Origin of the sequence: Nocardioides sp. 1609 (genome assembly GCF_004522105.1) — a bacterium.
Lineage (GTDB): Bacteria > Actinomycetota > Actinomycetes > Propionibacteriales > Nocardioidaceae > Nocardioides.
In genome coordinates this window covers 214,772-228,605 of record NZ_SPUJ01000001.1, presented here as the reverse complement: position 1 = coordinate 228,605, position 13,834 = coordinate 214,772, and the positions used below count along the sequence as shown (strand labels likewise).

Below are 13,834 nucleotides of genomic sequence, written 5' to 3'. Positions count from 1 at the left end.
GGTGCGCCCGTCGCCGGCGGCGACGTCCCTCGACGCGATCCGGGCCGACGGGCCTCGCCGCCGGGGGCTAGATTGGACCGGATGCCCGATCACCTGTCCTCGCTCATCGCCGACGTCGTCGCCAAGTACGCCGGCGAGCTCGTCGACCTGCGCCGAGACCTGCACGCCCACCCCGAGCTGTCGTGGGCCGAGGCCCGGACGACCGACCTGGTGGCGCAGCGCGTCGAGGCGGCCGGCTGGCGGGTCACGCTGCCCTCGCCGACCGGGGTGGTCGCCGAGATCGGACCCGCCGAGGGCGGGCCGGGCATCGCGCTCCGGGCCGACATCGACGCCCTGCCCGTCCAGGACGTCTCCGGGGTGCCGTGGCAGAGCACGGTGCCGGGTGTCGCGCACGCCTGCGGCCACGACGTCCACACCACCAGCCTCGTCGGTGCCGCGCTCGCCCTCGGGGAGCTCCACGAGCGCGGCGAGCTGCCCGGCCGCGTGCGGCTGCTGTTCCAGCCGGCCGAGGAGGTGATGCCGGGCGGCGCCCGCCAGCTCGTCGCCGACGGCCACCTCGACGGGATCGACCGGATCTTCGCGCTGCACTGCGACCCCAACGTCGACGTCGGCCGGATCGGGCTGCGGTCCGGGGCGCTGACCAGCGCCGCCGACAAGATCGAGGTCCACCTCGAGGGCACCGGCGGGCACACGTCCCGGCCCCACCTCACCGGCGACCTCACCTTCGCCCTGGCCAAGGTGACCAGCGAGCTGCCCGCCGTCCTGAGCCGCCGGATGGACCCGCGCGCCGGCGTCAGCGTGGTCTGGGGCGTCGTCCGGGCCGGCTCCGCGCCCAACGTCATCCCCGACCGCGGCCTGGTCGCCGGCACCGTGCGGATCCTCGACGCCGTCGCCTGGGCCGGCTGCGAGGCGATCATCCGCGAGGCCATCCACGACATCGTGCGCCCCTACGGCGTCACCGCCACCGTCAACTACCTCCAGGGCGTGCCGCCGGTCGTGAACGACGCCGGCTCCAACGCGATCCTGGCCGCCGCCGTCCGCGACGCGCTCGGCACGGCCGGCCAGACCGCGGTGCCGCAGAGCCTGGGCGGCGAGGACTTCGGGTGGTACCTCGAGCACGTCCCGGGCGCCATGTTCCGCCTCGGCACCCGCACGCCCGGCGGGGCGACGTACGACCTCCACCAGGGCAACCTGCAGGTCGACGAGCGCGCGATCGGCATCGGCGCGCGGGTGCTGGCCGGGACGGCGCTCGGCTCGGTCGTCTCGTCCGGCTCGGCCTCCTCCTCGTCCTAGAACCAGGCACAGGACGCCGGACGCCCCGTCCTCGGGGGGACGGGGCGTCGCGGTCGGTGCTGCGGGCGCTAGGACTTGCGGTAGGGCAGTCCCACCGCGGCCGGGCCCCGGGAGCGGCCCACCAACCCGGCGACGGCGAAGACCGTGACGACGTAGGGGAGCATCAGCATGAACTGGCTCGGCACCGGTGAGCCGATCACCGACAGCACGCCCTGCAGGTTGGAGGCGAAGCCGAACAGCAGGGCGGCCAGCGTGGCCCGGATCGGGTCCCACTTGCCGAAGATCACCGCGGCGAGCGCGATGTAGCCGGCGCCCCCGGTCATCTCCCGGTTGAAGCCCTGCACCGAGACGAGGGTGTAGAACGCGCCGCCGAGGCCGGCGATCGCGCCGGCCAGCAGGATCGTCTTGTAGCGGGTCGCGACCACGTTGATGCCGACCGTGTCGGCGGCCTTCGGGTGCTCGCCGACGGCGCGGACCCGCAGGCCCCACCGCGTCTTGTAGAGCGCCCAGGTCACCACCGCGACCGCGACGTAGAGCAGGTAGACGATGACCGTCTGCCGGAACAGGATGGCTCCCACGACCGGGATGTCACCGAGGACCGGGATGGTGATCGCGCTCAGGCGGGGCGGCGAGTTGAGCGACTCGGCGTTGGGGGCGAGGACCTGCGAGAACATGAAGCTGGTGACGCCGATGACGAGCACGTTCAGCACGACGCCGACGATGACCTGGTCGACGTAGTAGCTGATCGCGAAGACCCCGAGGATCACCGCGACGAGGGCGCCGGCCACCATCGCGCCCAGCATGCCGGCCCAGGTGGAGCCCACGATCGAGGCGGTCAGCGCCGCGGCGAAGGCCCCGGCGAGCAGCTGGCCGTCGATGGCGATGTTCACCACGCCGGCCCGCTCGCCGAGCACCCCGCCGAGGGCGCCGAACACGAGGGGGACGGCGAGCGCCACCGATCCGCTCAGCAGGCCGACGAGCGGCACGGTGCCGCCGGCCGCGGCCCAGGTGAGGAACCCGGTCATCGCGACGACGGCGAAGACGATCGGCAGCCACATCGGCAGCCGGAGCCGGCCGAGGTAGCGGCGCAGCGCCTCCGCGGTGCACAGCGCCATCACGACCAGCGCGGCGATCGCGGTGCCCGTCACGGGCACCGTGACCTCGGGGAGCTCGAACAGGTCGTCGCGGGACGCGAGCCGGTAGGTGGTGTCACCGCTCTGCGAGCCCAGGAGGACCGCGAGGCCGAGGCCGAGGGTCAGCAGGCCCAGGACGATGGCGGCCTTGGGGCTGACGACGGTGACGACCCGGGCCTCGTCGGTCACCGGCTCGTCGGGGATCTCGACGGCGGGGCCGTTGTCGGTCGTGCTCACATCGCCTCCTTGGCGGGTAGACGGAACAGCGCCCGGACCAGCGGCGGCGCGGCGATGAAGAGCACGATGAGGGACTGGATCACCAGGACGATGTCGACCGGGATCCCCTCGGCGGCCTGCATCGAGAAGCCGCCGGCCTTGAAGGCGCCGAACAGCAGCCCGGCGCCGAGGATGCCGAGGGGGTGGGAGCGACCGAGCAGCGCCACGGTGATGGCGTCGAACCCGATCCCGGCGTCCAGGCCGGTGGTCACCCCGTCGGGCACGGTGCCGAGCACCTGGTTGGAGGCGGCGAGCCCGACGAGGCCGCCGGCCATCAGCATCACCACGACGTACATCCGGCCGACGTCGATGCCGGCGGTGCGTGCGGCGTGCGGGTTCTCACCGACGGCGCGGAACCGGTAGCCGAGCGCGGAGCGGTTCAGGACCCACCAGACGACGGCGACGGCGACCAGCGCCAGGACGAAGCCGAGGTGCAGGCTGAACTGGTCGCCGAGCAGGCGCGGCAGCACGGCGTCCTCGGGCATCGGCAGCGACTTCGGGTTCACCGAGCCGGGCTGCTGGAGGATGCCCTGCTTGGAGAGGGCGTAGAAGACCAGGTAGAAGCCGACGTAGTTGAGCATGATCGTCACGATCACCTCGTGCGCCCCGGTGCGGGCCTTGAGGAGACCGGCGATGCCGGCCCACAGGCCGGCGCCCAGCATGCCGGCGAGGACGGAGAGCACGAGCAGCAGCGGTCCGGAGACGTCGACGTTCAGCGCCACCCAGCCGGCGGCGGCGCCGCCGAGCAGCATCTGGCCGCGGCCACCGATGTTGAACAGCCCGGCGCGGAAGGCCAGGCCGACCCCGAGGCCGGCCATGATGAGGGGACCGGAGAACTTGAGGGTCTCGGTGAGCGGGCGGATCCGCCCCTCGGACGTCGGCGAGAGGTTGTTGTAGATCGAGCCGCGGAACAGCGCGGTGTAGGCGCCGCTGATCGCGTCCCACGAGGCGCTGAAGAAGTCCTGCGGGCGAGCGGTGATGTAGGACGCCGAGTCGCGCACGCTCTCGTCGGTGAACATGATCATCAGCGAGCCGACGATCAGGGCGAGGACCACCGAGAGCACGGCCACCACGGCGTTGCCGGAGGTGATGGAGCGGACCACCAGGTGCCAGGGCGGCGACTCGGGCCGTCGGACCTCGTCGACGTCGACGGGCGGGGTGGCCTGCGGCTCGGCCGAGCCGTCGTCGTCGGCCGGCCCGGTCGAGGCCTTGGCGAGGTCGGGCCTCTCGTCGCTCATGCGACCACCTCGGCGGGACGCTCGCCGGTCATCATCAGACCCAGCACGTCGCGCGGGGTGTCCGCCGGCACGATCCCGACGATCTGTCCTCGGTACAACACCATGATCCTGTCTGCCAGCGCGACGACCTCGTCGAGCTCGGTGGAGACCACGACGACCGGGATCCCGGAGTCGCGCGTCGCCACGATCTGCTTGTGGATGAACTCGATGGAGCCGACGTCGACACCGCGGGTCGGCTGGGCGGCGACGAGGAGGCGCAGGTCGCGCGAGAGCTCGCGGGCCACCACGACCTTCTGCTGGTTGCCGCCGGAGAGGTTGCCGGCCTTCGCGGTGATCCCGGGGGCGCGGACGTCGTACTCGGCGAACTTCTCGCGCGCGAACGTCGCGAGCCTGCCGCGCTGGACCGAGCCCAGCTTGACGAACGGTGCCCCGAAGCTCCGGTCGAGCATGAGGTTCTCGGCGACGGAGAACGTGCCGACCAGACCGTCGACCTGCCGGTCCTCGGGGATGAACCCGACGCCGGCGTCCAGGATCTGGCGCACGGAGCGTCCGTGCAGGCGCTTGCCGTCGAGGGTGACGGAGCCGCGGACGTGGGCTTGGAGGCCGAGCAGGGCCTCGGTCAGCTCGGTCTGCCCGTTGCCCTGGACGCCGGCGACGGCGAGCACCTCGCCGGCACGCACGGTGAAGCTGACGTCGTCGACGTGCACGAGCCCGTGGACGTCGGTCACCGTGAGGTGCTCGACGACCAGGGCCTCCTTGCCGAGCTCGGGCTCCTCCTTGTGCACCGTCAGCTCCACCGGGCGGCCCACCATGAGGGCGGCGAGCTCGGCGTTGGTGGCGGCGGGGTCGGCCTCGCCGACCACCTTCCCGCGCCGGATGACGGTGATCCGGTCGGCCACCGCGCGCACCTCGCGCAGCTTGTGGGTGATGAAGACGATCGCGACGCCCGACTCCTTGAGCTGGCGCATGATCAGCATCAGCTCGTCGGTCTCCTGCGGCGTCAGCACCGCGGTCGGCTCGTCGAAGACGAGGACGCGGGCGTCGCGGGAGAGCGCCTTGATGATCTCGACCCGCTGCTGGACGCCGACGGGGAGGTCCTCGACGACGGCGTCGGGGGAGACGTGGAACCCGAAGCGGTCGGAGATCTCGCGGACCCGGCGGCTGGCGGCGTCCCGGTCGAGCGAGCCGGCGAAGCCGGTCGACTCGTCGCCGAGCATCACGTTCTCGGCCACGGTGAAGACGGGGACCAGCATGAAGTGCTGGTGGACCATGCCGATACCGGCGGCGATCGCGTCGCCCGGACCCGAGAAGTGCTGCACGGTGCCGTCGAGGACGATCTCGCCCTCGTCGGCCTGGTAGAGGCCGTAGAGGACGTTCATGAGGGTCGACTTGCCGGCGCCGTTCTCCCCGAGCAGGCAGTGGACCTCGCCCGGCTCGACGGTCAGGGAGATCCGGTCGTTGGCGACGAGGGTGCCGAAGCGTTTGGTGATGTCGCGCAGGGCGAGCTGCATGGGGCGCATCCTAGTGGTGTGCGTGCGTGGGTCGTGGGTCGTCCGGCGGGGCTCGCGGAGCCCGGACGCCTGGGGGCCCACCGGCGCGGTGGGCGACCTCTCCGGGAAAGCCAGGAGGGAGGCCGGCCGGGGCCGGACCTCCCTCCTTCTCGTCAGCGGTGGATCAGGGGGTCAGGTACGACGTCACCGGGATGGAGCCGTCGATGATGCCCTCCTTGATCGTGTCGAGCTCGCCCTGCAGCGACTCGTTGACCTCGGTCTCGAAGTTGTGGAACGGGGCGATCGCGACGCCGTCGTTCTCGAGGGTGCCGACGTAGGCCTCGGGGTCGAACTCGTCGTTGCCGGCGGCCATGATGGCGTCGTAGGTCGAGACGTCCATGTTCTTCATGATCGAGGTCAGGATGACCTCCTGCGTCTTCGGGTCGCTCTCGAAGACGTCGGCGTCGGTGCCGATCATGACGGCGTCGGAGCCCGAGTCGGCGATCGCGGTGAGCGCGCCCTCGTAGATCGGGCCGCCGACGGGCAGGATGACGTCGACGTCCTGGCCGAGGATCTGCGTGGCCGTGTTGGTGGCCTTCTCGTTGGCCTCGAAGCCACCGGTGAACGAGCCGTTCTCGCCGTCCCAGCCGGCGACCTTGACGTCGGTGCCCTTCTGCTCGTTGTAGTACTCCACGCCCTGGCGGTAGCCGTCCATGAAGATCGTCACGGTCGGGAACGGCTGGCCGCCGTAGGTGCCGACGGTGCCGGTCTTGGAGTAGTCGGCGGCGGCGTAGCCGGCCAGGAACGCGGCCTGGGCGGTGTCGTAGAGGAGCGGCTTGATGTTGTCCGCGTCCTTGGTGCCGTCGAAGTCGTTGTCGGCCGCGTCGTCGATGAGGATGTACTCGATGTCGGGGTTGGCCTTGGCCGACTCGACGGTGGCCGCCGAGAGGGCGAAGCCGACCGTGACGATGGCGTCGCAGCCCTGGTCGACGAGGTTGGTGAGGTTGGGGGCGTAGTCGTTCTCGCTGTTGGACTCCACGTCCTTGTACTCCGCGCCGAGCTCGTCAGCCGCCTTGACCAGGCCCTCGAAGCCGAGCTGGTTGAAGGACTTGTCGTCGAAGCCTCCGGCGTCGGAGACGATGCACGGGAGGAAGTCGGTCTTCGCCTCGTCGTCGCCGGCCGAGTCGTCGGGGGCATCGCCGCACGCGACGAGCGCGCTGGCCAGGGTGAGCGCCGAGATTCCGCCGAGGACGGACTTCCTGATCTTCATACGTGGTGCCTCCAGATCTCCTGCCCCCGGAGTGGGTGCAGCGCGGTCGGTCACGCTACGCGATCCGGCGGCCGAAAGTCTTCCGAAGTCGCGATGTATCGAAACGTTTACCGTACTGGGATGTTCGGGCCCTCCCGCGGGGTGCTGGGGCGGCCCGGGACCGGTGCCGGGTGGCCCCGCGTACGGCTTGTGCCGGCCGCCGTCGTGCGTCAGGGTGTGTCGCCCGGCGTGAACCGCGCCCCGCCCCCCGAGGAGCCTGCTGTGAGTGTCGAGCCCGGAGCGTCCGTCGACTGGAGCGCCCTGCGCGCCGCCGCCGTCGAGATCGCCCGCCACGCCTATGCGCCCTACAGCCGGTTCCGGGTCGGCGCGGCCGCCCTGGTCGACGACGGTCGGGTGGTCGTGGGCTGCAACGTCGAGAACGCCGCGTACGGCGTGACCCTGTGCGCCGAGTGCGGACTGGTGTCGTCGCTGCACGCCGGCGGCGGCGGGCGGCTGACCCACTTCGTCTGCGTCAACGGCGACGACGACGTGATCATGCCGTGCGGCCGGTGCCGCCAGCTGCTGTGGGAGCACGGCGGCGCCGAGCTGCTGGTCGAGACGCCGCGCGGGGTGCTGACGATGGCCGACGTCCTGCCGCAGGCCTTCGGAGCCGAGGACCTCGGCCAGTAGGGTCGCGCCCATGAGTGCCCACGACGCCGTCGAGATCATCACCGCCAAGCGCGACCGCGGGGAGCTGAGCGACAGCCAGATCGACTGGGTGGTCGACGCCTACACCCGCGGTGACGTCGCCGACGAGCAGATGTCGGCCCTGGCCATGGCGATCCTGCTCAACGGCATGGAGCGGCGCGAGATCGCCCGGTGGACCGCCGCGATGATCGCGTCGGGCGAGCGGATGGACTTCTCCGCGCTCTCCCGCCCGACGGCCGACAAGCACTCGACCGGTGGCGTCGGCGACAAGATCACCCTCCCGCTCGCGCCCCTGGTGGCGGCGTGCGGCGTCGCCGTCCCGCAGCTCTCGGGGCGGGGTCTGGGCCACACCGGCGGCACGCTCGACAAGCTCGAGTCGATCCCGGGCTGGCGCGCCGCGCTGTCGAACGACGAGATGATGGCGCAGCTCGATTCGGTCGGCGCCGTGATCTGCGCCGCCGGTGACGGGCTGGCGCCGGCCGACAAGAAGCTCTACGCGCTGCGCGACGTGACCGGCACGGTCGAGGCGATCCCGCTGATCGCCTCCTCGATCATGAGCAAGAAGATCGCCGAGGGCACCGGGGCACTCGTGCTCGACGTCAAGGTCGGCAGCGGCGCGTTCATGAAGGACGTCGCCCGCGCCCGCGAGCTCGCCGAGGTGATGGTGGCGCTCGGCAAGGACGCCGGCGTCACGACCGTCGCGCTGCTCACCGACATGGGCACCCCGCTCGGCCTCACCGCCGGCAACGCCCTCGAGGTCGCCGAGTCGGTGGAGGTGCTCGCCGGCGGCGGACCCGCCGACGTCGTCGAGCTCACCGTGGCGCTGGCCCGCGAGATGCTCGCCGCGGCCGGCCGCGACGACGTCGACCCCGCCGACCGGCTCGCCGACGGCTCGGCGATGGATGCCTGGAAGGCGATGATCCGCGCCCAGGACGGCGACCCGGACGCCGCGCTCCCCACCGCCCGCGAGTCGCACGTCGTCACGGCGCCGTCCTCGGGCGTCCTGACCCGGCTCGACGCGATGGCCGTCGGCATGGCCGCCTGGCGCCTCGGCGCCGGGCGCGCGCGCAAGGAGGACCCGGTGCAGGCCGGCGCCGGCGTCGTCTGGCACGCCCGACCCGGCGACGAGGTCACCGCGGGGGAGCCGCTGTTCACCCTGCTCACCGACGAGCCGGCCCGCTTCGAGCGGGCCCTGGCCTCCCTCGAGGGCGGCTGGGACGTCGGCGACGCGGCCGACGTCGTCAAGCAGGACCTGCTGATCGACCGGATCGCCTGAGCCGCGTCAGGGCAGCAGGACGACGACCATCTCGGCGACGCAGGCCGGCTTGTCGACGCCGTCGATCTCTAGGACGTGCTTCATGGTGAGCTGCTTGCCGACGGGCAGGTCGTCGACGGCGAGCAGCGTGACGTGGTCGCGCAGCCGCTGGCCGACCTTGACCGGGTGCGGGAAGCGGACCTTGTTCAGGCCGTAGTTCAGCTTGGCGCCGGGGGTCTCCAGCGAGAAGACGCTGGTGCCGAGGTAGGGGATCAGCGAGAGCGTGAGGTAGCCGTGCGCGATCGGTCCGCCGAACGGGCCGGCGTTCGCCCGCTCCACGTCGACGTGGATCCACTGGTGGTCGCCGGTGGCGTCGGCGAACAACCCGACCCGGTCCTGCTCGATCTCCAGCCAGTCGCCGGTTCCGAGCTCCTCGCCGACGGCGGCGTCGAGCTCCTCGAGAGTGGTGAAGGTGCGCATGGCGGGGCCTCCGTGCCGCGGGGGCGGCGGGCAGACGGGGTGGTTGGATGATCGCCATGGAACCTACACGCGAGCAGGTCCGCTCGGCTCCCAAGGTCTTGCTGCACGACCACCTCGACGGGGGGCTGCGGCCCTCGACGATCCTCGAGCTCGCCAACGAGATCGGCCACCGGCTGCCCACCCACGAGAGTGCCGAGGCGCTGGGCGCCTGGTTCGCCGACGCGGCCGACTCCGGCTCGCTGGTGCGCTACCTCGAGACCTTCGACCACACGGTCGCGGTGATGCAGAACGGCCCCGCGATCACGCGGGTCGCGCGCGAGTGCGTCGAGGACCTCGCCGCCGACGGCGTCGTCTACGCCGAGGTCCGCTACGCCCCCGAGCAGCACGTCGAGCAGGGGCTGACCCTCGACGAGGTCGTCGCCGCCGTCCAGGAGGGCTTCGAGCAGGGCGTCGCCGCCGCCGGCGGCCGGATCGTCGTGCGCCAGCTCCTCACCGCGATGCGGCACCAGGCGCGGTCCATGGAGATCGCCGAGCTGGCCGTCGCCTGGCGGGACCGGGGTGTCGCCGGCTTCGACATCGCCGGGGCCGAGGCCGGCTACCCGCCCACCCGTCACCTGGACGCCTTCGAGTACCTCCAGCGCGAGAACTCCCACTTCACGATCCACGCGGGCGAGGCCTTCGGGCTGCCGTCGATCTGGCAGGCGATCCAGTGGTGCGGGGCCGACCGGCTCGGCCACGGCGTGCGGATCATCGACGACATCACCGTGCACGACGACGGCTCCGTCGAGCTGGGTCGGCTGGCGTCGTACGTGCGCGACCAGCGGATCCCGCTCGAGATGGCCCCGGCGTCGAACGTGCAGACCGGTGCGGCCGCCAGCATCGCCGAGCACCCCATCGGGCTCCTCACCGAGCTGCGCTTCCGCGTCACCGTCAACACCGACAACCGGTTGATGAGCGGCACCTCGATGACCGACGAGATGCTCGCGCTCGTGGAGGCGTTCGGCTACGGGTTCTCGGACCTGCGCTGGTTCACGATCAACGCGATGAAGTCGGCGTTCCTGCCCTTCGACGAGCGGCTCGCGATCATCGACGACGTCATCAAGCCCGGGTACGCCGACCTGCTCGGCTGACGGCGAACCAGACGGTCGTCCAGCGCCCGAGCGGCCGCGCCCGCGCGAGCGCCGCGGCGTCGACCTCGACGACCCTGCCCCGGGCGGGGTCGTAGCAGCGCAGCGGGTCGTGGCCGACCACGAGCACCACGTGCCGGGGGAGCCAGCGGTCGCCGACGTAGAGGGCGGCGACGTCCTCCCAGCGGGGCGGACGCCGCCACCGCACCAGCCGCGTGCGGTGCCGGACGCCGGTGAGGGCCGTCAGCTCCCGGGCCACCGCCCACGGCGGGGTACCGACCGCCCGCGGCCAGGGGAGCTGGAGCCGACCGTGCAGCCGCGCCCGGGTGAGCCGCCGGTGGGTGGCCAGCACCTCGGCGGCGAACCGCGGCCGCACCCCCTCGGCGTACGAGGGGTCGGCGAGCATCCGGGCCACCACCGCGGCCGTGGCGCCGCAGGAGCGCTGGTCGGGCTGGCGCAGGCCGGCGGGGTTCATCGTCGTCCGGCGCGACTCATCGGACCGGGGTGGACCGGATCCGCTCGACGTCGGCGACCGCCTCGTCGGGGGTCATCGGCGTGCAGCCCTTGCGCACGGCGTCCTCGACCACGCCGCGCTGGGCGCGGGCCAGCGCGAGGCCGCGGCGCAGCAGCACGAGCGGCGGCTTGCGGCGCTCCTTGAGGTCGCGGGTCAGTCGCAACCAGAACGTCACGGCGGCCGAGCGGCGGATGCAGTAGGCCGCGGCCAGCAGCCCCTCGTCGCGGCAGGCCGCGACGACGTCGGGGGCGAAGATGCCCTCCGCGACGACGAGGTCGGCGCCGGCGAGGTCGAGGGTCTGCCAGCCGCACCGGCCGTTCTGGGAGATCTCGTAGACCGGCACGTCGGCGACACCGGTGGCGCACAGCGTGCGCAGGGCGGCCATCGCGTCGTCGGGCAGCCACGAGTCGGGGTGGTCCCAGTCGACGATGCCGGCGTTCGCGCCCTCGGTGACGCGGGGGAGCGTCGGGTCGTCGCCGGACTTGTAGAAGTCGTCGAGCCGCAGGATCGGCAGCCCGAGCCGGCCGGCGAGCCGGGACTTGCCCGACCCGGAGGGTCCGGCGAGCACGATCACGCGGGCGGTCGTCCGGGGCACCCGCAGATCATGCCGCACGCGGGCACGCCCCCGGCACCTGGTCGGTGTCAGACGCCCATCGGGTGCCAGACCGTCTTCAGCTCGAGGAAGTCGGTCATCGTGTCGAGGCGCGGGGTGAGGGTCCAGTCGGGCTCGGCCGCCGGGGCGCGCCGGACCCGCTTGAGGTTGTCGGCCGCGGCGACCTCGAGGTCGGTGGCGAGCGCGGGGTCGCCCGCCACGCCGACCAGGTCGATGGCGTTGACGTCCATGTGCGAGGCCAGCCACGGGCCGAGGGTGGCCGCGGAGCCGGTGAGGACGTTGACGACGCCGGCCGGGACGTCGGAGGTGGCCAGGACCTCCGCGAACGTCACGGCCGGCAGCGGACGGTCGTGGGAGGAGACCAGGACGACGACGTTGCCGGTGGTGAGGACCGGGGCGATCACGCTGACCAGGCCGAGCAGCGAGGACTGCTGGGGCCCGAGGACGGCGACGACACCGGTGGGCTCGGGCGTGGTGAGGTTGAAGAACGGTCCGGCGACCGGGTTGGCGTTGCCGACCACCTGGGTCAGCTTGTCGGCCCACCCGGCGTACCAGACGAGCCGGTCGACGGAGGCGTCGACGGCGGCGTTCGCCCTCGCGGCGCTGAGTCCCTCCGACTGCTGGACGGCGGCGACGAACTGCGGGCGGCGGTCCTCCACCAGCTCGGCGACGCGGTAGAGGATCTGCGCCCGGTTGTAGGCGGTGCGTGCCGCCCAGCCGCCGGCGGCCTTGCGGGCCGCGACGACGGCGTCGCGGGCGTCCTTGCGGGAGGCGAGGGCGGCGTTGGCCACGAACTTCCCCTTCGCGTCGTTGACGGCGTACGAGTAGCCGGACTCGGAGCGCGGGAAGGCGCCGCCGATGAAGAGCTTGTAGGTCTTGCGGACGTCGACTCGACTCATGCGGGGTCCCTGCGGTGGTGTGCGACGGAGGAGCGGAGCGGGGGAGGCGAAGAGCATCGTGCAGTGGTCACAGGTCGCCACCCTTGAGGTAGGCGGCGAGCCCGTGCCGGCCGCCCTCGCGGCCCTGGCCGGACTCCTTGTAGCCGCCGAACGGGCTGGTGGGGTCGAACTTGTTGAACGTGTTGGCCCACACCACGCCGGCCCTGAGCGCGCCGGCCATGTGGAGGATGAGCGAGCCCTTCTCGGTCCACACGCCGGCGGACAGGCCGTACGGCGTGTTGTTGGCCTTCTCGACCGCCTCGGACGGCGTGCGGAACGTCAGCACCGACAGCACCGGGCCGAAGATCTCCTCCCGGGCGATCCGGTGGGCCTGGGTGACGCCGGTGAACAGCGTCGGCGGGAACCAGAACCCGCGCTCGGGCAGGTCGCACGGCGGTGACCAGCGCCCGGCGCCCTCGTCCTCGCCGACCTGCGACAGCTCGCGGATCCGCTGCAGCTGCTCGGCGGAGTTGATCGCGCCGACGTCGGTGTTCTTGTCGAGCGGGTCACCGACGCGCAGGGTGCCCATCCGGGTCTTCAGCTTGGCGAGCAGCTCCTCGGCGATCGACTCCTGCACCAGCAGCCGGGAGCCCGCGCAGCAGACGTGACCCTGGTTGAAGAAGATCCCGTCGACGATGCCCTCGACGGCCTGGTCGAGCGGGGCGTCGTCGAAGACGATGTTGGCGGCCTTGCCGCCGAGCTCGAGGGTGACCCTCTTGGTCGAGCCGGCCACCGCACGGGCGATCGCCTTGCCGACGTCGGTGGAGCCGGTGAAGGCGACCTTGTCGACGTCCGGGTGCGAGACGAGCGCCTGGCCGGTGCCGCCGGCGCCGGTGACGATGTTGACCACGCCGGGCGGCAGGTCGGCCTGCTGGCAGATCTCCGCGAACAGCAGCGCGGTCAGCGGCGTCGTCTCGGCCGGCTTGAGGACGACGGTGTTGCCGCACGCCAGCGCCGGGGCGATCTTCCAGGCCAGCATCATCAGCGGGAAGTTCCACGGGATGATCTGGCCGGCGACGCCGAGCGGGGTGGTGCCGTAGCCCGAGTGCTCGAGCTTGTCGGCCCAGCCGGCGTAGTAGAAGAAGTGGGCGGCGACGATGGGGACGTCGACGTCGCGCGACTCCTTGATCGGCTTGCCGTTGTCGAGCGACTCCAGCACGGCGAGCTCGCGGCCGCGCTCCTGGATGATCCGGGCGATCCGGTAGAGGTACTTGGCGCGCTCGCTGCCCGACATCCGCGACCACACGCGGGTGTGGGCGCGGCGGGCGGCCCTGACCGCGGCGTCGACGTCGGCGTCGTCGGCCTCGGCGACCTCGGCGAGGACCTCCTCGGTGGCGGGGTTGATCGTCTTGAACGACGATCCGTGGCCGTCGACGAACTCGCCGTCGACGAAGAGTCCGTAGGACGCCTTGAGGTCGAGGATGCTGCGCGACTCGGGGGCGGGGGCGTACTCGAACACGGTGCTGGTCGGGGCGGTGCCGGTGGGGGCGGTGCCGGTCGGGTCGGTCGTCATCGTCGTC

Annotated in this window: 13 protein-coding genes; 4 read left to right on the top strand and 9 right to left on the bottom strand. The window is 72.3% G+C overall.

Going from position 1 to position 13,834, the window contains the following annotated elements; all coding sequences use genetic code 11:
• Positions 1–81: 81 nt before the first annotated feature.
• On the top strand, positions 82–1,293 hold the full coding sequence (locus E4623_RS01030) for an amidohydrolase (protein ID WP_134764665.1): 1,212 nt from the start codon (positions 82–84) through the stop codon (positions 1,291–1,293).
• 68 nt (positions 1,294–1,361) lie between these two features.
• Here the strand turns inward: E4623_RS01030 and E4623_RS01025 are convergent, their stop codons facing one another.
• The 4 genes from E4623_RS01025 to E4623_RS01010 form a co-directional block, all read right to left on the bottom strand.
• A complete protein-coding gene (locus E4623_RS01025; protein WP_245154769.1) occupies positions 1,362–2,663 on the bottom strand; it encodes an ABC transporter permease in 1,302 nt (433 codons plus the stop codon).
• Positions 2,660–3,940: an ABC transporter permease gene (locus E4623_RS01020; protein ID WP_209020435.1), complete on the bottom strand. Its 1,281-nt coding sequence runs from the start codon at positions 3,938–3,940 to the stop codon at positions 2,660–2,662. The genes E4623_RS01025 and E4623_RS01020 overlap by 4 nt, the downstream gene beginning before the upstream one ends.
• Complete coding sequence (locus E4623_RS01015; RefSeq protein WP_134764664.1) at positions 3,937–5,451, bottom strand: ABC transporter ATP-binding protein; 1,515 nt, start codon at positions 5,449–5,451, stop codon at positions 3,937–3,939. Before E4623_RS01015 ends, E4623_RS01020 begins: the two co-directional genes overlap by 4 nt.
• A 163-nt stretch (positions 5,452–5,614) precedes the next feature.
• Positions 5,615–6,700, bottom strand: a complete 1,086-nt coding sequence (locus E4623_RS01010; protein ID WP_134764663.1) for a BMP family ABC transporter substrate-binding protein — start codon at positions 6,698–6,700, stop codon at positions 5,615–5,617.
• A 261-nt stretch (positions 6,701–6,961) separates the two neighbouring features.
• Here E4623_RS01010 and E4623_RS01005 point away from each other — a divergent pair, with 261 nt between their 5' ends.
• Together E4623_RS01005 and E4623_RS01000 are read left to right on the top strand one after the other, a co-directional pair.
• Positions 6,962–7,369, top strand: coding sequence for a cytidine deaminase (locus E4623_RS01005; RefSeq protein ID WP_245154768.1), 408 nt, complete (start codon positions 6,962–6,964; stop codon positions 7,367–7,369).
• Positions 7,370–7,379: 10 nt separating this feature from the next.
• A complete protein-coding gene (locus tag E4623_RS01000; protein ID WP_134764661.1) occupies positions 7,380–8,663 on the top strand; it encodes a thymidine phosphorylase in 1,284 nt (427 codons plus the stop codon).
• Between the two features lie 6 nt (positions 8,664–8,669).
• Here the strand turns inward: E4623_RS01000 and E4623_RS00995 are convergent, their stop codons facing one another.
• A complete protein-coding gene (locus tag E4623_RS00995) occupies positions 8,670–9,122 on the bottom strand; it encodes a MaoC family dehydratase (protein ID WP_134764660.1) in 453 nt (150 codons plus the stop codon).
• A 56-nt stretch (positions 9,123–9,178) separates the two neighbouring features.
• Here E4623_RS00995 and E4623_RS00990 point away from each other — a divergent pair, with 56 nt between their 5' ends.
• Positions 9,179–10,252, top strand: a complete 1,074-nt coding sequence (locus tag E4623_RS00990) for an adenosine deaminase (RefSeq protein WP_134764659.1) — start codon at positions 9,179–9,181, stop codon at positions 10,250–10,252.
• Here the strand turns inward: E4623_RS00990 and E4623_RS00985 are convergent.
• The 4 genes from E4623_RS00985 to E4623_RS00970 form a co-directional block, all read right to left on the bottom strand.
• Positions 10,221–10,724, bottom strand: a complete 504-nt coding sequence (locus E4623_RS00985; protein WP_134764658.1) for a hypothetical protein — start codon at positions 10,722–10,724, stop codon at positions 10,221–10,223. The genes E4623_RS00990 and E4623_RS00985 overlap by 32 nt on opposite strands.
• Before the next feature lie 16 nt (positions 10,725–10,740).
• Positions 10,741–11,358, bottom strand: coding sequence for an ATP-binding protein (locus E4623_RS00980; RefSeq protein ID WP_134764657.1), 618 nt, complete (start codon positions 11,356–11,358; stop codon positions 10,741–10,743).
• Between the two features lie 47 nt (positions 11,359–11,405).
• A complete protein-coding gene (locus E4623_RS00975; RefSeq protein ID WP_134764656.1) occupies positions 11,406–12,275 on the bottom strand; it encodes an aldehyde dehydrogenase family protein in 870 nt (289 codons plus the stop codon).
• A gap of 67 nt (positions 12,276–12,342) precedes the next feature.
• Positions 12,343–13,827 (bottom strand): aldehyde dehydrogenase family protein, encoded by a 1,485-nt coding sequence (locus E4623_RS00970; RefSeq protein ID WP_209020434.1) that lies wholly within the window; start codon positions 13,825–13,827, stop codon positions 12,343–12,345.
• Between the last annotated feature and the right edge of the window lie 7 nt (positions 13,828–13,834).

What these genes read in the sequence shown, in the direction of transcription:
- E4623_RS00995 (WP_134764660.1), bottom strand. Translation starts at nt 9,122, where the DNA reads ATGCGCACCTTCACCACTCTCGAGGAGCTCGACGCCGCCGTCGGCGAG.
- E4623_RS00975 (WP_134764656.1), bottom strand. Translation starts at nt 12,275, where the DNA reads ATGAGTCGAGTCGACGTCCGCAAGACCTACAAGCTCTTCATCGGCGGC.
- E4623_RS01015 (WP_134764664.1), bottom strand. Translation starts at nt 5,451, where the DNA reads ATGCAGCTCGCCCTGCGCGACATCACCAAACGCTTCGGCACCCTCGTC.
- E4623_RS00985 (WP_134764658.1), bottom strand. Translation starts at nt 10,724, where the DNA reads ATGAACCCCGCCGGCCTGCGCCAGCCCGACCAGCGCTCCTGCGGCGCC.
- E4623_RS00970 (WP_209020434.1), bottom strand. Translation starts at nt 13,827, where the DNA reads ATGACGACCGACCCGACCGGCACCGCCCCCACCGGCACCGCCCCGACC.
- E4623_RS01000 (WP_134764661.1), top strand. Translation starts at nt 7,380, where the DNA reads ATGAGTGCCCACGACGCCGTCGAGATCATCACCGCCAAGCGCGACCGC.
- E4623_RS01020 (WP_209020435.1), bottom strand. Translation starts at nt 3,940, where the DNA reads ATGAGCGACGAGAGGCCCGACCTCGCCAAGGCCTCGACCGGGCCGGCC.
- E4623_RS01030 (WP_134764665.1), top strand. Translation starts at nt 82, where the DNA reads ATGCCCGATCACCTGTCCTCGCTCATCGCCGACGTCGTCGCCAAGTAC.
- E4623_RS01010 (WP_134764663.1), bottom strand. Translation starts at nt 6,700, where the DNA reads ATGAAGATCAGGAAGTCCGTCCTCGGCGGAATCTCGGCGCTCACCCTG.
- E4623_RS00990 (WP_134764659.1), top strand. Translation starts at nt 9,179, where the DNA reads ATGGAACCTACACGCGAGCAGGTCCGCTCGGCTCCCAAGGTCTTGCTG.